Here is an 18,256-nt window from a genome sequence, read left to right as displayed (position 1 = left end):
TTTAAATCCCAAAAAAATCATCATATTCGGCAGGTGCACCTGTTAAATTTGGAGCTATTTGCTCCGCTAAATTTGCAATAGGCACCTGCTGAACCTCCTTGGTTATTCCATTCACCAATAACAGCGTATCGGCCGCCGCCATGTCAGTCCTTATCTGTGCCTGACTTACGTCTTTTGTTCCTTCTGTTGCCATAATTAAAACTTCTTACTTATTTCTGAAATAGGCTGACCGTATTTGTCAACCAGTATTAAACCGCTGCTATCAGTCAGCTTATTCCAATTTTGGAGCTGCCTTATTTCACAAAAAGTAATATCCAGCTCCGCAATTACTTCACCTTCTTCAATAGTTAAATTTGTTATCTGAAAGCCATCTTTAACAAATACCTCCCTAACTGTACCATCGGGCATTTTCAATGTTCGTGCATTCGGCGATTTAAAGAGTTTATATAACCTATTTAAAACTATTTTAAAAGATTCATAATCGGGTTGTATAATGATAGCCTTAAATTCCAACTGTCTAAACCCTCGTTTAGAACCTTCGTATCTTTCAATTCCGTAAGCCGTTACTTGACGACTCTTGATGTTAGGTCTATTTAGATCATTTTTTAAACTCAATAGAGTTACACCTAAACTATCCCACGACATATTATCTATGCTTTCATTAGCGTTGTCAGCGACTGGAAAATCAACATTTTCAATGGTGACCACAGGCTCACGAAACGTGAATTCAACTGTTGCAAAATTATCTTCATAATGATATTCCACACTTACTTCCGATCCTATGTATACCATCCATGTACCTAAATCTCCAGATAATTCCATTAATACCGATTCGTCTATACTGGAGAAGAAATCATCTATGTTTTCTAATACTGATTCCCTAGACTCACCTTGGATAAATCCAACAAACTTAATATCACGTCCGCCAATAAAAATTTCATCTGCACGCAGATATGGTTCGATGCCATCTTCATCACCCCAGTCATAGAATGTTTTACCCATGCGAGAGGGCATATCCCATGCCCCCTCAAGCGCAACATTGCTTCCTTGAATCTGGGATTCTGTAATACCATAATCACTAAAAGGGATTCCGTTAAGTGTATATTCGTACATATTATCCTCCGTATGCTCTTGTACTTTGCGGTGATGTGTTTTTATTGATTGACTTTAATTCAACTACAGCACTTTTAAGCTCCACAACCGTATCTTTCGTATTTTGCTCAATCGCTTTGAGATATCTGACTGACTCTAGAATCTGATCGTAGCTTTTTTTCTCAAAATCGAGAGCAGCAAGAACTGTCTGCAACTGTTGTTTAGCAAGATCATAGCGAGAACGCTCAAAACTCAAAATAGACGATCCAGTATCTTCGGAAATTGTCCTATTGATACGACCACTACTAAGTGCAGAATTATTTTCCCCCTTAATGGTTCCATAACTCCCTTCAATGATTTTAAGAGCGTCCAAACCTTCTTTAACGATATCGCCATAACCCTTTTTGAATGCTTCGATCTCATCGTTTGTTAAACCGTCCTTAGAATCCTCCCGAAACTTTTTTACAAGCTCCTGTAATGGCTCTTCAAGGACTGTGGCAGACATGGCAGACAGTAATGCATTTTGGACTATTTCATTGACATCATCGCCAAAGTCTATTACAGCTCGTTTACCTTCCCGAAAACCTTGTATAATTGAACTGGCAATATTTGATGCTGATACACTCCCAGACATCTTATCCATGATCTGTTCGTCGATCTCCTTCATCAATTCATTGATATCGTCAACCTCATCTTTTGCCTTTTTTAGGTTCTCAAACATCGCTTTTGTAGCTTCGTTCATTTTCCCCTCAGTGTAGAGCTTTTCAAGGTCTTCATAGGTTTTTCCAGCAAGTGAGGCTGTCACCTCAACCAGTCTGGTCTTTTTTCCAATACCAAGGAAACCGCCGTATTTTTCCTTTTTCATGCCAGTTACCTCGGTACCTTCATTTAGGATTTTGGCAAGTGCATACTCGTAATCTGAAAGTACTTGTTCCTGATTGACACGTTCAGTTGTTTCAACGGTGATGCCTAGACCAGGTATAACCTTTTTTACTTTTTTGTCATAGGAAGTATCCCGTAGCTTCTCCGTTTTCAACTGCGTTTCTAGGAGCTGTTGTTGAAGTTTGAGCTCCGTCAATGTCATTTCGTTGACCGACTGTTGAGACCTAGCACGCTCCCTGATCAGGCGGTTGTATTCAAGCTCTCCCTCCATGATCTTTTGCTGGTACTCCTTCAATTGCTTTTCAGCTTGACGGGCAGATTCTTTTGCAGCATTAAAAAAACCGATAACTCCAGATGCCACACCTGCCACTGCACTAACGATACCACCGATCGGGCCAGCCACTCCTGCGATCGCAGATATTCCCCCAAGCAGTCCACCACCTTTACCCTGTGATTTCTCAGTCTTGTATTTTTCGTAATTCGTTAGACCTTTATCAAGATCTCGGAAATTTGTTCCTATCTGTACGGAAGCTGCTAGCACGCCTCCAACAGCTGTGAGCATTGACCCCAAGCCCTCATTCACGGTGCCGATCTCTTCGCCCATCTGTCTAAAGGAGTTCGCAACTAACATTACCCGTTCAGGTAATCTTTCATCTAACGCTTTCGTAGCATCTTTTAAAGCTTCTTTAAGCTTTTTTAAAAGTTCTGGGGAAACATTAATACCAGACGCAAGTAAAGCCTCTACATTATTTAAAATTTTTCTAGCCTGTGAATCCGTTAAACGCTCAATTCCATCAAAGAGATCTTTCACCGACTGCAACTTCTGGATATTAGAATCATCGAGCTGATTCAATTCTTCGACATGTCGACGATCATATTCAGCAATTTCATCTACAGTCGCAGTTTTGATATATTTTGCTCGCTGGGTCTCATAATCCGATATCAACTTTTTACGTTTCTGATCATAGGTGATCATCAAGGCGAGAACTTCGGTCTGTTTTTTTGTTTCAGAGGCAACGGCCTCGGTAGTTTCCTTTTCAATCAGTTTTGACCGCTCTTGCTGTCCAGCAGTTCCAGTTCCGTTGTTTACGGCAGATATCGCTTCAACTTCCTTTTCTGCCAAGGCTTCAAGATAGTCGATATATCTTTCGAATCCACCCATATCGGCTTTGTAACGCTCGTCAGCTTTTTCTTTACCCAACTTTGAACGATAGTCCTCGTACTCAGCGAATATTTTCTTTTTTGCCTCCAGATCTTTTGCAATTTTAGCTGTACCTTGTTTATAGGTGACTTCGTCTGTTGCACGATCTTCAATAGGGTCTATTAATCCAACATCTAAAAGATCGACAGCTTTAAACCCAGCTTTGTCTTTATACTTTTTGTTGTATCTACTGATTTTCTCGTTTTCCTCTTCGATTATCCGTCGAAACTTGTTGAATTTATCTTTTAACGCCTGTAGTTCGGCCTCGTCAGATTCCATTGATTTACGGGCATATTCCTTATCTAAGTCACGTACTTTATTGAGCACATCCCTTCTTCCATCAGTAATGGTCTGATAAAGGTTTTGAAGCCTTTCGCTAACGTCCTTTTCCTTCTCCGGATCATCACCAAAAACAGAAATATTCATTTTGGAAGCATACTCCTGAGCTTGCTTCATAAATTTATTGGAGATATCGAGCTGTTTACGCTCAGCATCTTCATGGATCTTGATCTCTTTATCTTTACGTTCCTGTTGATTACGCACTAATTGCGCCTGCTGAGCCTTGTATTGCTCCTCTGAGCGAGCTTGCAAAGGAGCGTCTAGGAAATTGTTGGTAAAATCTTTTAGTTCTTTGATACGGGTTTTCTCGGCTTCGACGGCTTCTTTTGCTGCATCAGCCAGAGCAAGATTCGCAGCAGCCTTATACATCATCATTTTGATGTAGTTATCAGCGTTGTCGATCAGGAACCTTTCAACCTTATCCAGTGTTTTAACCTCTCCAGTAGTCTTGCCAATAGTTTTATTATATTCTTCAACAACAGATTTTTTGTCGACAAAGCCTTTTTTTGCCATGTCAACGGCATTTCTTAACCGCTCGACATCTTGGATCGCTTTTGAAAAAGAATTATCCTCCAACGCCTTATTCAAGGTTTTAAGAGACTGCTCCGCACTATCTAGTGCTTTTTTGCTGCTAAACAAAGAAGAAATCCAGTTGCCGATTTCTTTACCGTAAACGGTTAGCAAAGTAATACCCACCATCATGGCCGTTTGCCAGCTGAAAATTCCCTTCACAAATTGCTTCCAGACTGGAACTGCTGCTCCACCGCTGGCAGTGAGAGCAACGTTAGCAGCTTTCAATCGGTTTAATTCGTCGATCAGAATAGGGATATTATTGGAAATGGCCATAAATCCAGTTTGGGCAGAATACGTGAAGGCAGGCAGTTCACGGGCAACCTGATTGATGGAATTTTGTAGACCGTTCCATTTTTGCGGACTGACTTTTGGGTCAAGGCTATCCAGTCCCATTGCTTTGATCTTGGCCATTTCTTCCTTTGTCTCCTGAAGCAAATTGTTATACTTAATAATGACCTCAGGATCTAATGATTTCTCCACCATTCTGGCATAGGACTCTGCCTGTATTTTTAATGATTCCCAATTCTTGGCTAAAAGATTTGCCTGCTGGATATTGCTGGAAAAGCCAGTGTTAACTTTATCTTCAACAACTTCAATGGTCTGGCCAACCCCCTCGATGCTTTTTCGGCTTTGTTCCAATCCAGCTTTCAACTGATTGTTGTCGATTTCCCAGCCTATTTCTAAGTTTAATTTATCCATTATTAAAGCGTTTTCGATGTTCCTTTAAATCCTCTTTTGAAACTTTCTTAACGAGGTCTTTCCGTTTTACCAGCTTCACCTGATCAGCCATATACATTTGCAAATTTGCCCAGCTGATCTTTTCAAGCATATATTAGTGTGTCCATCCTTTTTTATCAGACAACTGATTCAAAAGTCCCCAAGGGCTATTCATGCCTACAGCAATTAACTCCTCTTGGTCATCTGACCCAGCCTTGGAGGGGTTATCATTTTCGCCCTTACCAATCTGGTAGTAGTCATAAAATCCTCAAGCCCTCCCTGCATGATCACTAGCTGGAGCAAGATCAAAGCGTCCTTCTCAGTCATGTTTTCTTCGAGCCATTTAGCAAATGGCTTAAGAAAAAGCCAAGTCCGACGTTTGCCCACCAAGAATAACGAAGCCAGTGCCCTATAGATGAATCTGCCATATTTGACTTTAAACAGCATGGCCTCTTCCACAGATATCTCTTCAAGCTTCTCGGCCGATAATTGACATTGAAGGTACCAGTAGCCCATTCTTTTCAGAGCTCCCCCCGTGGGTACCCCGAGGACGAGCTTAATTTTTTTCTTGCCAAACAACCGTAAAAACAAAGGGGCATTCACATATACCTGAACGCCCCTTTGTAATAATGTCTCGGTTGCATGGAGCTCTACATTGTTAGCATCCAATTTCATAGTTACAGAGATTAATCAGCCCATTGAAAATCCGCTACCTGATCCAGATTTGTAGATTTGACAGTAGCAATCACAGGAATCATTGCGATATCTGTATCATTTAAGTTCGAGCTCAACCGACCTGCACAACCTGCATTTGGAACGGTGATCACAGACCCGTCTTCCAGCGTAAAAACAAGAGCTTTCACTGTTTCTTTCACTGCACGTTTGGGAGCATTCCATGTGTCTTTCTGAGCAACGGTAGTCTTAGTTCCACCTAGCCATGTGACCTTCGAATCAGCTGAAACATCCATTACGGAGAAAGCAATTGTCTTGGAGGTATTTCCATAACGTGTCACTTTTGCCACAGGATCGCCCTGTTTGAAATGTTCCGTTTTTTGTGCTTCGGGCTCGTCTACCACGATTGTATTCTGATAGATATCAAATTCAGTAAGTCCTGAAATTGCACCTGTCTCGACATCCATTGTGCCATGTTCGGCCTTTATACAGCCATATTGATATTTAGGCATCTTTTTAAAGTTTATAGTTAACAGATCAATTAATTTGCACCTTCGGACTCTGAGCCATTTTTGGACTCATTGCCCGAACCAGTGTTTTCGGACTCCTTAGAATCCTTTGATTCTTTCTCCGCCAAGGCTGCCAGACGGGCTTCTTCCAGCTGGATCTTTTCCTTGACTTTGTCAAGACCAGCGTTTGCAGCAGGATATTTATCAAACAGCTGTTTGTGTCTTTCACGCAAAGCCTCCTTTTCCAGATCAAGCTGGTTTTCTGGTACTGTGGCAGCTGTGGGCTTTACGTAGTCGCCCCGTTTTTCTGATCTGACTTCTTTATTCTCCAAAGTCTTTGCATGATTTCCTGCATCTGATGCAGTCAGAAACATTTGGTCATCAGAAGTCACATGAAACTCCTTTACCGTGGGGTGTGATCCAAATGCATATTTCAATTTTTGTTCACGTGTATTTTCCATCTTTAAATGATGTTTAAATGATTTTTAATTTTGATTTTACCTTGGATACTACAAAATATCCAAGAGCGAGCATTCCAACTATTCCAATTAGCCAGACATACCAAGGGACTTGTTTACCCTTCACCTCATTTTGGCGGTGGTCTTCCTTTTTACTCACAGATAGGTCTGATCGGGAAGTATTATTTGTGACAGACTTTGTCGTATCGACCTCACTGGTGGTTTGATCTGTCTGCTTTTTTTTCACTACTTGGCCTCTGATCTCTGCCTGATCTGCCCGACCTTCTACTTTACCGTCACTATAGATAGTACCTGAGAAGTTTTCGAACCGCATTCCTATTGACCATGTACTATCCAAGGAACCTGACGTATTTGTCACCCTGTAGAGGCCAGCCTTGACCTCAATGTTATTCAATTCAAGATTTGAAGAGATGCTATCATAGGCACTCTTATGAACTTGACTTTTACGGCTTTTGCAGCTCCACAGGGCGAAACACGCCAACATTATCAAACCTATCTTTTTCATTAATTGAGATCGTATTTAGTAATAATTGTAGCCAATAAACACGCTAGATTGACCTTATTACGGTCATAAGCATCCATATCCGCAGCATTATCGATAAAACATATCTCCACCAGTGCTACAGCTCCTTTCTTGCGCATTAATCCCAAACGACCGCGCGCCGATTGTGTTTCCGTTTTCACACCTCGGTTAGAAATACCCATGATCTTTGCAAAACCGTCCACAATTTCCTTCGCCATCGCTTTTGAACGCTCATTAGCATTATCAGCGATCAGTACCTCTACACCTGTAGCTTTGCCGTTGAAGGCGTTAAAATGTGGTTCCACCACAACATCTTTATCTGTCGGATTTATTCGGCCGAGATATTGCCCAAGCGTTTCCCAGTCATTATCTTGCACTACCGTTCTTCCTCTTCTGAGTAATTCGGCATTGACCAGTTCACGAAAAAAAATGGTCTCTTTATTTTCTTGTCGACCATTTACGCCAATAGCACCGGAATCCTTTAGGTGATGACCTGCACTTGAGTATGCAACATTGTTTGCCATTATTTAGTCCTTTCTTACTTAAATAGATTATTGACTTTATCCTGAATTTTCACAATCCAGTAGGTCTTGTCCTTTCCTTCGATGATCGCCCAGTTTTCAATAATGCTGATGATATTTTCTGTTGCGATGTGTATCGCCAGATAGATATGGAGCCAGTCGAAAAACCAGAAACCAACATTCGATCCTTTAACCTTGAAGCTCTCAGCAAATGAGTTGCTCACGAAAAGCACGACCAGGTAACAGGCCATCTTTAAAGAAAATCGGCTCAACTTGACCGAGCTTGTATTAACTTTCATTTTCTTGCTCGCAAGCATCCCCGTCAATACTTCCAGAATCATTATGCAGACAAAAGCTATAGAGGCAAGAACATCCAGTCCAACAACTTTATAAGTCATCACAGAAAAAGCACTGAATGATACAGCCACAGCTGTAAGTGAATACTTCACGGAAGGGAACAGAGAACTGGTCAGATCCGACAAGTTCTCAAATTCAAACGTTCTTAGCAGTTTTTCAATATGGCTCATATCTCTGCGATTAGGCTACGTCACTGACAATTGCACCGACCGCTTTCTCTTGTTTGCGTGTAGCAACAAAGTAATGACGGTATCCCAGCTCGTTTGCCTGAGTACGGGGGTTGATCGCAGCAGCACAGAAATATTGCTTTGTGATACCTGTTTTCTTTGCGATGTTTGGAGTCCAGTAAGCAACAGATGCCCGACGCTCAGTTGCAGCTGCAACAGCTCCATAAGGAAGCTTTGTTTTGGTCGAAACAGTGAAATATGGGTTATCAATATATTGATACAATTGAAAGCCTGCAATTTTAGGTGCTGGCTGACCTTCTTTGTAATCGACCAAAAGATTACCAAAGTTCTTGCGGTCAACTAAGAGATCGTTCCAGTGATCCGTACACAGCACCATTCTGCGATCAGCAACTGGCACTCCTTGGGTATCAAGTAAATTCTTCAAATTTACCAGATCATCGTAGGTCAGTCTTTTGTGATCTCCGAATGCATCACCAGTGGTGAGGATAACCGGAGTAGCTGCTTTATTTGACGCTGGAGCAATTGAATGGATTGCCTTTGAAAACTTCTTTTCATTGATGGCTTTTACAGTTGTGTTCGTCGCTGCATCAATCTTTGGATAAGACGCACCCATCACCTGATCATCAGTTAATGACACAACCTCAGGGGTATATTTGTCCAATGTGATCTGCACAGTTCCGTCTTCGTACTCGACCACATTCAATGGGTACGTAGTATTATTGATCAACACATCAGGAGCAAAATCCGTTGTAGGAATGTAAATGATGTTTTTTTCCGTTGCAGCACCTGCACCGAGTGTTGTAACGTCAGCATCAATTTCACTGATTCCGTCTAACCACGGTGCAACATCCGCTTGGGTTAATCTTTCTTCGACTCGTGACTCCCACATTTCGGGGAAATTAGTTAAACTCATGTTATTGTTTTTAAATAAGATATTCTGTTAATATGACCTGATTATTGAGCGAACAGCTTTTTGTATCCCTCAGGATTTGAGTCTTTGAACGCTAATTTTGCTTCAAAGGACATCTTTTCAAATTCGTCCCTTGTTTTTGGTTCTACTCCGTCAGAGCTGCCATGATTGGTTACATTTCCGCTCAAATTGACTTTTTTGGGCAGACCCGAAATAATCTTCTTAGCCCCATCGAAGCCAAGGGCTGCAAAGTTTGACTTTTGATCACCTAAGATCTGGCCATCAATTACCGCTTGATCCAACAGGGCATTTAATTGCGCTGTCTCCTGATCCTTAATTTTCGATTCAAGAGCTTCACGGGCAGTTTTTTCAAGTCCATGAGCAGTTTTTTCCGAGTCGAGTTCAGCTTTCAATTTCGCTACTGCATTATCAACATCAGACGGGGATTCCGCATCTTTCAGCCCGAAGCCCATCAACGTGGCCACAGTGACTGCACTTAATAATAATTTTGACATAGTACTATTTGAATTTTCGTTTATAGAATGCTTGATTGACTGGAGAGAAAGGGTGATCTGCTCATCGTCGATAAGCTCCCCAGTGATAGAATATAACTTTACAGCATTGGCATTGGATGGAACGGCGACAATTGAAACCTCAAACAGTTCTGACTGCATCAGCCAGTAAGTCCCATCTGGCTTTTCCTCCATGTATTCATAACTGAAACGAATACCCATAGAGCACCCCTTCAAAAATCCCCCTTCAACTTTTGAGGCAATTTTCTTTGCGTCTTCATCATTTTCGTCGAATACGGCATCGGCCAATAACTGGCTTCCCTCAATGCGTACATTTTCCCATCTTCCGATTACATTGTCCGTATTGTTCCAATGGTTGGATAGCATCACAGGATTCGATTTAAATCGGTCTAGATTGATTCCAGAATTCATGATACGAAAGCCATAAGAGTTGGTCTGCTTTTCGTCATTCAGTACAAAGGTTTTTGCCATAGTTGTAAAGTCTTATTTCCGTTTTGTTGACACAAAGGAATTGAACATTGGCACCCTTTTTAAATAGTTGGTCAAGGTCTGGCCAACTAATTCAAAAACAGGGATTTTCAAGGGATTTTTGAGCCATAAAGAAGAAATTATGGCAAAACAGACAACAACCAAAGCAAGGGGCAGCACTACGAAAAACAAAGACATGGCAGGCAAGCAGGAACATGCCTATTTCCTGTTTATGAAGAGAACTCCACAAAAAGATATCGCATCAAGGCTTCACGTCACCGAGAAAACAATCACCAACTGGAAAACAGCTGGCAATTGGGAGGCCAAGCGTGCTGCAAAAACGATATCAATGGATGAGCTTATCAATAAAGCCCTGATGAGGATCAATGAACTGTTGGACTCCGATGATTTTAGTGCAGACTCATTTGCCAAAGCGGTGTCCCAGCTTAAATCGCTACAGTCAGAAAACACGGTTGACAATGACATCCTCACTTTTATGGAGTTTCAGGACTACCTGATCAGGGAACGGATCAATGAATCGTTACCAGAAGATTTCATCAAGACCGTGGTAAGGATGCAGGACAATTATGTGCAGATCAGATTAGCAGGAGGCAGACCATGAAAAAGCTAAAGGCAGTCACCAAAGAGTTACTATCTAGATGGCAGGATAGGATTGCATGGGTAATGGCGCATACATTCCTTAACGAGGACAATCCAGCGGTAGCAGCTGCAAGGAAGAAAAGGGCAAGGTGGGACTACGACTTTTTTGTGAGGGAGTATTTCCCCCATATCGCACGATCCAAAAACGCTAAATTTCAGACTGCTGGAGCAAATAAAGTCCTGAAAAAACCTTTGTTGCGAGCACTGTTCAAATGGTTTCGGGGCTGTGCCAAATCAACGCACTTCACGGTATTTATGCCAATGTGGCTTAAGATTCAGGAACCCCGGGAAATCAACGTCATGGTTCTTGTCTCCAAGTCTCAGGAATCTGCTATAGGTCTGCTCTCAGACCTACAGGCCGAACTCCAGTATAATGAAAAGTATAAGAAAGATTTTGGGGAACAGGTGAAAAACGGAGACTGGACAGAAGGCAAGTTCAGAACACTGGATGGCTGCATGTTCGTCGCACTGGGACGTGGCCAGTCGCCACGTGGTCTAAAGGATCGGTCGAAAAGGCCAGACTACATCATCATAGATGATATTGATGATGATGAGATCATCAACAATAGCAAGCGTATCGGTAAAATATTCGACTGGTGCCTTACCGCATTGTTTGGTACGATGGAAGGTGGACGGGGTCGCTTTATTATGGTAGGCAATCAGATCGGTAAAGATTCCGTCCTTTCACGTTTTGAAAAGTCAAAAGGGGTCGAGGTGATGACGGTTAATATTATGGATAAAAACGGTAATTCATCATGGCCAGATAATTATAGCCTCGATGAGATACAGTCCATGCGTGACTTCATGGGAGAACGTCGTTTCCAAAAAGAATATATGAACAATCCAATTAATGAGGGAACCATCTTTTTGGAAAAACATATACGATATGGAAAAATGCTTGATCTAAAGTTTTACAAGCAGCTTATATGTTATACCGATCCATCCTTCAAAGATAGCAGTACATCGGATTACAAGGCAACCATGCTACTGGGAAAAGCTCCAAACGGAGAGTACCACCTGATTAAGGCTTATGCAGACCAGACCTCAGCTTCCATGATGGTGCAATGGCATTATGATATCAATGAATTTGTTGCTGGCAGAGTTCCCGTAATGTATTACATGGAGTCAAATTTTTTACAAGACCTTATTCTGGACGAATTCAAAAGAGTTGGGCAAGAGCTTGCTTTTCATATTCCCATTCGAGGCGACGCACGTAAGAAGCCAGATAAATTTTCCCGTATAGAGGCCATGCAGCCATTATTCGAAAGGGGCTTGATCATTATCAATGAGAAAGAAAAGGATTCACACGGGGTGAAAATACTAGTTGAGCAACTGCTCATGTTTGAAAGGGGCTCCCGAATTAATGACGATGCGCCCGATGCATTGGAAGGGGGAATCTTCTTGCTCAATAGACGGACTCAGACTACCAGTGGCGCAGGCTATTCATTTGGAGCACGCCCATCACGTAAATATTAAACAATATACTTATGGCTTTTTTAACAAAAGAAGAACTTAAAACGGCAATCAGAACTGAAAAACTAAGCCGTATTTCTGACGAAGATGATATGATCATCGCTAAATATATAAATGCTGCAATCACGGAGGTTAAGAGCAGACTGACACCAAATAACAAAAAAGCGTGGCTGGATGGTAGGCTCCGTTATGATGTCGATGCAATCTTCAATGCTACTGGTGAGGATAGACATGAACTTCTGTTGGATATAACAAAAGTTGTCGCTCTCTGGAGGCTGATCATACGAAACAATGCTGGAGTTGATTATGCCGTAATTGAGTCCCGTTACCAGTTCTCGATAGAATATTTGAAAGACCTCGCTACGGGGGAGGCCAATGACTCAACACTTCCAACAATAAAAGAACCAACCAATCCCGATGGAACGCCAGCTGGGACAACATTACCATTTCGTTCTGGATCACGCAAAAAATTTAATCACGAATAATCAATGGCGACAAACAGTAAAATAGGAACAAGGACTCCAGTTAGGGTTCTCCCTCATAAATTAAAAAGTGTCAGTCAGGCAAGAAAAGATATTTCAGATTTAAAGAGAGCAAAAGCTTTGGCATTGAATGCCGAAAACCCGAATAATTGGGCTCTTCAATCATTATTGAACAATATAATGGATGATGCACACCTAACTTCACAGGTAGGCAATCGGAAAGAACAGGTATTTTCATCAAATTATAGCATTTATCTGCCAGATGGCAAAGTTGATCCGAAAGGATCTCTCTGGGTGCAGACATCGGAAACAACGCCTATTTTTATCGAAACTATACTGGATAGCTTGTATTATGGTTATTCGTTAACTGAACTGAACTACAGCACTGACGGCCAATTGTTCGCTACGGATCTTCCCAGAATGAATGCGATACCCCAAAAAGGCATCTGGCTACCTGACTACCATAATCAGACCGAGGCGATCAATTATAGGGAGCTCAAAGAATTTGGCAACTGGATCTTCGAATTCAATAAAATGAACCTTGGAAAAGAATATCTGGGGTTATTGGTGAAAGCGATTGTCCATGTGCTTTTCAAAAGATTTGCTCAATCATGCTGGTCGGAGCTGTGCGAAATCTATGGAATACCTCCCCGATGGATGAAAACAAACACACAGGATCCTGCCATGTTGAATAGGGCTGACCAGATGATGAAGGACATGGGAGCTGCTGCCTACTTTATCATCGACGAGACAGAAGAATTGCAGTTTGCTCAGGGTGTGAATACAAACGGTGATGTATATCGCAACTTGATGACCGTATGCAACAATGAAATGAGTCTATTGGTTTCTGGTGCGATCATAGGTCAGGATACTAAATATGGAAGCAATAATAAAGATCAATCCGCTCAGGAAATGCTCTGGCTTAAGGTGCAGGCAGACATGCGTGATGTACAGACCATGTACAATACTCGCATTATCCCAGCATTGGTCAGACACGGAATATTGCAGGAAGGATCATTATTCAAATTTGAAAAAGCAGAGGACATTAATAAACTGATGGAGATGGTCATTAAACTCCTTCAATATTATGATATTGACCCTGCATGGATATATGACAAGTTTGGAATTGAAGTAAAAGACAAGAAAGTATTGAATGCTGACGAACAAAACAGCCAGAACAATCGGAAACTAAAAGCAGAGCTGCCTGCTAATTTTTTCGACTAAGCCCCTCAGATCAGAGCTCTGATCTGGGAGGGCTGCCCCTTCAAGCTGTGGACAAGTACTATTGCTGTGAGCATCATTCTGAGCATATTGATCTAGCAGCAGTAGGAACCAGCGATTTCGGCCAATACCTCGAAAAGCTGACTAGAGAAATATGGGAAAAGAAAGCTATTGAAAAAGGTTATGATCCGGAGCTTGTAAAAGCTTATGGAAGCCAGTTAAGTAAAGCAGTAGACAAAGGATATCCAAAAATAGAGGCCGACTTTTCTATGGAGGATCAGAAGAAAATACACTCACTTAAAAACAATGTTTGGCAGTTTTCTACTGCAAAGACCTATACACAACTGAAACAGATGTCTGATGCCCTGGTTGCTCCAGATGGAAAACTTCGGACATTTGACGAGTTCAGGATACAGGCTGCCTTGATTTCTGGCGAACAATTGCGACACCTAAAAACTGAATATCAGACCGCTGTAGCTGGGGCTCAGATGGCGAGCAAATGGGTAGAGATTCAGCGGATGAAATCAACCTATCCGTTATTGCAATTCATTGCTGTTGAAGATGAGCACACAACTGCTTTGTGTCGGTCTCTGGATGGTGTGATACGGCCTGTAGATGATAGCTTATGGCAACAGTTTTATCCGCCAAATCATTATAACTGTAGAAGTACGGTAAAGCAGCTTAGAAAAGGAGAAGTGACCTCAGATGATGATATTTTAAGACCTGAGATACCAAATATTTTTAAAGTCAATCTGGGCGAAAGAGGACTGGCTTTTCCCGAAGATCATGCCTACTTTACGGGTACACCAGTAGCAGTGCTGAAAGATGCCAGACAACATTTTCCCTATGCCATGCAGTTCAATATTCTTGATGAGACAGATGAGCTTAAAGGTATTATCAGGCAGCATTATCTGGTGGATACCAAAGCCAGTGATTATAGTCGGCTGTTGCAGATCGCCAAAGCCAAGGCAACGAAGGACAAAACAATTGTTGATATCATGCCTACGCTTGACCCGGATACTTACAAAGCTCAGAGAGCAATTATTTTCCCTGATGCCAAGGAAGGAAAGTCAGCCGATTTGCGTATTGATAAAATATTGTGGGAAGAAGAATTTTCAACCAAATCCCACAACGTGAATAACATCAAGCATGCTATCGGGGCAGGCTCTAAGCAGGCTAACCATATCATTATAACGTTAAGTGAGGAAATTGATAGGCTGATTCTTGACAGATTGGTAAATGGCCGATGGAGGGATCATAAAGATCTAAAGACTATCATTTTCAGATTTAATGATACTGAAGTCGTTTACAACAGGCCATAAAAGCCAAAAGCACTAATTTTCATTAGTGCTTTTGGGGCACGGTGACCTCCACTGCTGACGATCTCCGTATTGCAAATATACTAACAAATGAGTAATCAACAAAATATAGATGCTTTTTTTGCTGACTTCACCAGAAGAGTCGAAGAAGTAAAAAGAATCCTCCCAGATATCGTGGGAACCGAGGTTGTCAATTCTGCTCAGGATAATTTCAGGACAGAGTCCTTTTTTGGTGAAAAGTGGCCAGCTCGAAAAGACAAAAAGAACAAGCGTAAACTCTTGGTAAAGACGGGTACATTACAACGGAGTCCAAGGATAATTCAGTCGATGCCTGGTCTTGTTTCTGTTGGGTCTGATGTTCCTTATGCTGAGGTGCACAATGAAGGCGGTGTGATCAATAGATCTGCACGCTCAGAGACATTCATACGGAACCGCTACAAGACGGGAAAGAAAGGTGAGATGTTTGGCGGTATGGGAGCATTTCGGAAGGGGACTACAGCTGGAAAAGGACAGACTTACAAAGCGTACTCTTATAGTATGCCTATGCGTAAGTTCTTAGGCAATCACCCAAAACTTAAAAGACATCTTGAAGATACCATTAAAGAGGTAGTACTTGAAAAATTAAACAAATTTTAAAATAGCTTTAAACACATGAAAAACTTATTCCTTTACTTACGATCGCTGATCAGCCCATTGACTTCAATCAGATGGATAGATCTTGAAAAAGGGCAATTAAACAATTATGATACCCGTCCAGAAATTGACTTTCCAGCAGTATTATTAAAAGTCGAATACCCGAGTACAACCAAGTTAACTGGAAAGTCACAACAGTGCAATGCTGTTATTACCGCTACTGTTGTATTCGACTTCATGGATGATACCAGCAATATTACGAACGATGAAACATTGGCCAAATCTCTGGAGGTTTACGATATTGCAGAAGAAGTTCATCAGAGAATTCAAGGCGCAATGGATGTTGATGTGATCAGGACACCACTGGATAGGATATCCACACGTGACCCAAATCGGCCAGATAAGATCAAAACGCTGGTTTATATGTATAGCACGAAAGTTATTGAATAGCTAGAAAAGCATTAATTGCTTTGAATTGTATTCACTTGGTCTCATCCCTTTGATATTTTTCCAAGTAGAGTAAGAAATGAAAATATTGTGCTTTGGAAAGATGTTAGCTACAATTCGGGTATCAGGAACGTCATGCTCTTTAACATTCTTATACACCTCCATGATGTACTGAACTTGTTTAAGATAATTATTCCGATTGTAGGCCATATTTAAGTATAAAACAGAATTATATTCCGTTAATGCAAAAATAATAAAATATTATAAAACAAAAAAGCCTCTAAACTTACTTTAGAGGCTTTTTAAATTTATTGGTAATATCTAGAAATCATCATCAACATTCATTTCAGTTTTGAGATCATCCATTAATGAAACGATCTTTTTATCAATCTCCCGACAAGTTTGGACATAACTGTTTCGATATGAAAACTTATCTTCTTTGAGTTGTCTGAAATATGAAAACTCAATCCCCCTAAAAGGGTAATCAGAATCAATTCCTTTAGTCTCTATTCCATAAATCTGAATTCTGTATTTACTATCTTTAACTGTGATTTCGAAATCAAAAGAGACATAATCATCTGATTTCCCAAATTTATTGTAAATAATAGTAAACAATCCTTTTCCGACAATTTTACCGCTTTCTTTGTCGGAAAACTTTATAGCTTCTTTGCTATCGAGGAACTTATTAGCAATCCATTTGGAAGCTCTTAAAAAGAGTTCATCTTTATTTGTGGGATTTTTAACGTCAACAATTTGCTCATAGAAAACTTTGTCATCCTTGGTAGGCATAGTAACTCGTTCAACTTGCTTTTGAGCAAATAGAGAAGTGAAACTGAATAATATTAAAATCGAATAAAAAATTCTTTGCATAACATAAAATTTGGTCAATAAAAAAAGCAATGTAGCCCAACACTACATTGCTTCAAATATATCACTTTTTATTTTCACTTGCCTTAATAATCAGAGCGGCTCCTGTAGCTTTGTTTAAAAATACTTCCAAGCTTTCTCCTTTTTCTGATCGTCCCACAGCTTTTCCGGCCTTGTATTGCACCTCCTTGCTGTATTGGTTATTGGCTATTCTGACCTGCTTTTCTTCGACGTATTGCTTTAACCACTTCATTATGGTACTTCCATCCATTCGCTGAAAATCCTCTCCGTAAAAGCCTTTTTTTGCGTTGCAGAAACATACTGCTATTTCTTCAAAAGTTAATTGTGGATAAGTGGCTATAATCATGGGTACCAGTGAAAGTATTCCCTCTTTTGTTATCATCCGATCAAGGATAAAGTACTTTCTAAGGTCATTAATCATCAGTGCAAGTACCTTTTCCGAATACTCAGAGTTTTCACGTGATAGTATACCGATTGATTTTGGTGCCGAAAGTCCGCCGATAAGTTCTTCCATTTGCCCGATCATCTTCTTAACCTCTGACAGATGCTTCTCTTTATCTTCACCAGTGTATTCTTTTTCAAAGAAACGCTCAGATCTTTTTAAGTCATCCAGCTGATCTGCTGCTGCTCTGTATGCTTCGAACTTACGGTCGACCTGTGTAGGTGTATACTTTGCCATCTTTGCCATTGTTGTGGCTGGATCAGTCCTTAAGTTCTGCATCAAACGAGTCGGCTTCCATATTTCGAGCTTGTTGTTTTGTGCTTCCATTCTTGATCTTATCTATTATCTCCAACAAATTTTTATTGATAAATCCGAGCGATTTGTTTTTCTGTAATGACTCATTTAACCTATTCCAATGGTTTAGAATTGCTTTGAAGCTGTCAAAAGCCGATTCATCTGTTTTTTGGATGCTGGCCTCCTTCAGCTGCTTCAGGATCTCTTTCAATGCCTGACCTTGACTAGCGTTCCGAATTTCTGGAAGTCCTTTAAGCCTGAGCCACTCAAAGTAATATGCCATCGCTGCGTTATGGTATGGGCTAGGTTGTTCTTTTCTGTCCATACGCTTGAGCCTTGTCTGGATGGATCGAAGGACAACAACCTCCGATCCAGCTTTGACCATCTTCTTTATGTAAGAATCAAGCCATTTGATTTCTTCTTTTAAAGTCAT

General features: G+C 40.9%; 22 protein-coding genes. 7 read left to right on the top strand and 15 right to left on the bottom strand.

Annotated elements, in window-relative coordinates:
* Position 1 precedes the first annotated feature (1 nt).
* The 12 genes from B3297_RS08075 to B3297_RS08020 all read right to left on the bottom strand — a co-directional run bounded on the left by B3297_RS08075 (position 2) and on the right by B3297_RS08020 (position 9,967).
* Positions 2 to 193: a hypothetical protein gene (locus B3297_RS08075; protein ID WP_286778758.1), complete on the bottom strand. Its 192-nt coding sequence runs from the start codon at positions 191 to 193 to the stop codon at positions 2 to 4.
* Positions 194 to 195: 2 nt separating this feature from the next.
* Positions 196 to 1,113: a hypothetical protein gene (locus B3297_RS08070; protein ID WP_286778757.1), complete on the bottom strand. Its 918-nt coding sequence runs from the start codon at positions 1,111 to 1,113 to the stop codon at positions 196 to 198.
* Position 1,114: 1 nt separating this feature from the next.
* Positions 1,115 to 4,786 (bottom strand): hypothetical protein, encoded by a 3,672-nt coding sequence (locus tag B3297_RS08065; RefSeq protein WP_286778756.1) that lies wholly within the window; start codon positions 4,784 to 4,786, stop codon positions 1,115 to 1,117.
* Positions 4,779 to 4,916 carry a hypothetical protein gene (locus B3297_RS08060; RefSeq protein ID WP_286778755.1) on the bottom strand — a complete coding sequence of 46 codons (138 nt, stop codon included), beginning with the start codon at positions 4,914 to 4,916 and terminating at the stop codon, positions 4,779 to 4,781. Before B3297_RS08060 ends, B3297_RS08065 begins: the two co-directional genes overlap by 8 nt.
* A gap of 74 nt (positions 4,917 to 4,990) precedes the next feature.
* Positions 4,991 to 5,479 carry a hypothetical protein gene (locus B3297_RS08055; protein WP_286778754.1) on the bottom strand — a complete coding sequence of 163 codons (489 nt, stop codon included), beginning with the start codon at positions 5,477 to 5,479 and terminating at the stop codon, positions 4,991 to 4,993.
* A gap of 11 nt (positions 5,480 to 5,490) precedes the next feature.
* A complete protein-coding gene (locus B3297_RS08050) occupies positions 5,491 to 5,988 on the bottom strand; it encodes a hypothetical protein (protein ID WP_286778753.1) in 498 nt (165 codons plus the stop codon).
* 29 nt (positions 5,989 to 6,017) lie between these two features.
* Positions 6,018 to 6,446: a hypothetical protein gene (locus B3297_RS08045; protein WP_286778752.1), complete on the bottom strand. Its 429-nt coding sequence runs from the start codon at positions 6,444 to 6,446 to the stop codon at positions 6,018 to 6,020.
* Between the two features lie 13 nt (positions 6,447 to 6,459).
* Complete coding sequence (locus tag B3297_RS08040) at positions 6,460 to 6,969, bottom strand: hypothetical protein (RefSeq protein ID WP_286778751.1); 510 nt, start codon at positions 6,967 to 6,969, stop codon at positions 6,460 to 6,462.
* Positions 6,969 to 7,511 carry an N-acetylmuramoyl-L-alanine amidase gene (locus B3297_RS08035; RefSeq protein ID WP_286778750.1) on the bottom strand — a complete coding sequence of 181 codons (543 nt, stop codon included), beginning with the start codon at positions 7,509 to 7,511 and terminating at the stop codon, positions 6,969 to 6,971. The genes B3297_RS08040 and B3297_RS08035 overlap by 1 nt, the downstream gene beginning before the upstream one ends.
* A 14-nt stretch (positions 7,512 to 7,525) precedes the next feature.
* Positions 7,526 to 8,035 (bottom strand): phage holin family protein, encoded by a 510-nt coding sequence (locus tag B3297_RS08030; RefSeq protein ID WP_286778749.1) that lies wholly within the window; start codon positions 8,033 to 8,035, stop codon positions 7,526 to 7,528.
* A gap of 10 nt (positions 8,036 to 8,045) precedes the next feature.
* The gene (locus tag B3297_RS08025; RefSeq protein ID WP_286778748.1) at positions 8,046 to 8,966 is read right to left on the bottom strand and encodes a hypothetical protein; all 921 of its coding nucleotides are present in this window, start codon (positions 8,964 to 8,966) and stop codon (positions 8,046 to 8,048) included.
* Positions 8,967 to 9,007: 41 nt separating this feature from the next.
* The gene (locus tag B3297_RS08020) at positions 9,008 to 9,967 is read right to left on the bottom strand and encodes an HK97 family phage prohead protease (RefSeq protein WP_286778747.1); all 960 of its coding nucleotides are present in this window, start codon (positions 9,965 to 9,967) and stop codon (positions 9,008 to 9,010) included.
* A 139-nt stretch (positions 9,968 to 10,106) separates the two neighbouring features.
* Between B3297_RS08020 and B3297_RS08015 the strand changes: the two genes are divergently transcribed.
* The 7 genes from B3297_RS08015 (at position 10,107) to B3297_RS07985 (ending at position 16,202) form a co-directional block, all read left to right on the top strand.
* The gene (locus tag B3297_RS08015; protein WP_286778746.1) at positions 10,107 to 10,586 is read left to right on the top strand and encodes a phage terminase small subunit-related protein; all 480 of its coding nucleotides are present in this window, start codon (positions 10,107 to 10,109) and stop codon (positions 10,584 to 10,586) included.
* The gene (locus B3297_RS08010) at positions 10,583 to 12,100 is read left to right on the top strand and encodes a hypothetical protein (protein ID WP_286778745.1); all 1,518 of its coding nucleotides are present in this window, start codon (positions 10,583 to 10,585) and stop codon (positions 12,098 to 12,100) included. The genes B3297_RS08015 and B3297_RS08010 overlap by 4 nt, the downstream gene beginning before the upstream one ends.
* Positions 12,101 to 12,111: 11 nt before the next feature.
* Positions 12,112 to 12,582 (top strand): hypothetical protein, encoded by a 471-nt coding sequence (locus B3297_RS08005; protein ID WP_286778744.1) that lies wholly within the window; start codon positions 12,112 to 12,114, stop codon positions 12,580 to 12,582.
* Positions 12,583 to 12,585: 3 nt separating this feature from the next.
* A complete protein-coding gene (locus tag B3297_RS08000; protein ID WP_286778743.1) occupies positions 12,586 to 13,803 on the top strand; it encodes a phage portal protein family protein in 1,218 nt (405 codons plus the stop codon).
* A 47-nt stretch (positions 13,804 to 13,850) separates the two neighbouring features.
* A complete protein-coding gene (locus tag B3297_RS07995; protein ID WP_286778742.1) occupies positions 13,851 to 15,122 on the top strand; it encodes a minor capsid protein in 1,272 nt (423 codons plus the stop codon).
* Positions 15,123 to 15,209: 87 nt separating this feature from the next.
* Positions 15,210 to 15,755 carry a phage virion morphogenesis protein gene (locus B3297_RS07990; RefSeq protein WP_286778741.1) on the top strand — a complete coding sequence of 182 codons (546 nt, stop codon included), beginning with the start codon at positions 15,210 to 15,212 and terminating at the stop codon, positions 15,753 to 15,755.
* Positions 15,756 to 15,770: 15 nt separating this feature from the next.
* Positions 15,771 to 16,202 carry a hypothetical protein gene (locus B3297_RS07985; RefSeq protein WP_286778740.1) on the top strand — a complete coding sequence of 144 codons (432 nt, stop codon included), beginning with the start codon at positions 15,771 to 15,773 and terminating at the stop codon, positions 16,200 to 16,202.
* Positions 16,203 to 16,520: 318 nt separating this feature from the next.
* Here the strand turns inward: B3297_RS07985 and B3297_RS07980 are convergent, their stop codons facing one another.
* From B3297_RS07980 to B3297_RS07970, 3 genes are all read right to left on the bottom strand, one after another.
* A complete protein-coding gene (locus B3297_RS07980) occupies positions 16,521 to 17,069 on the bottom strand; it encodes a DUF4468 domain-containing protein (protein WP_286778739.1) in 549 nt (182 codons plus the stop codon).
* Positions 17,070 to 17,130: 61 nt separating this feature from the next.
* Positions 17,131 to 17,766, bottom strand: a complete 636-nt coding sequence (locus B3297_RS07975; RefSeq protein ID WP_286778738.1) for a hypothetical protein — start codon at positions 17,764 to 17,766, stop codon at positions 17,131 to 17,133.
* A 22-nt stretch (positions 17,767 to 17,788) separates the two neighbouring features.
* The gene (locus B3297_RS07970) at positions 17,789 to 18,256 is read right to left on the bottom strand and encodes a hypothetical protein (protein WP_286778737.1); all 468 of its coding nucleotides are present in this window, start codon (positions 18,254 to 18,256) and stop codon (positions 17,789 to 17,791) included.

The organism is Sphingobacterium sp. UBA3519, assembly GCF_002377215.1.
Taxonomy (GTDB): domain Bacteria; phylum Bacteroidota; class Bacteroidia; order Sphingobacteriales; family Sphingobacteriaceae; genus Sphingobacterium; species Sphingobacterium multivorum.
The sequence above is the reverse complement of the archived record's forward strand: the minus strand, read 5'-3'. Positions and strand labels throughout refer to the sequence as shown.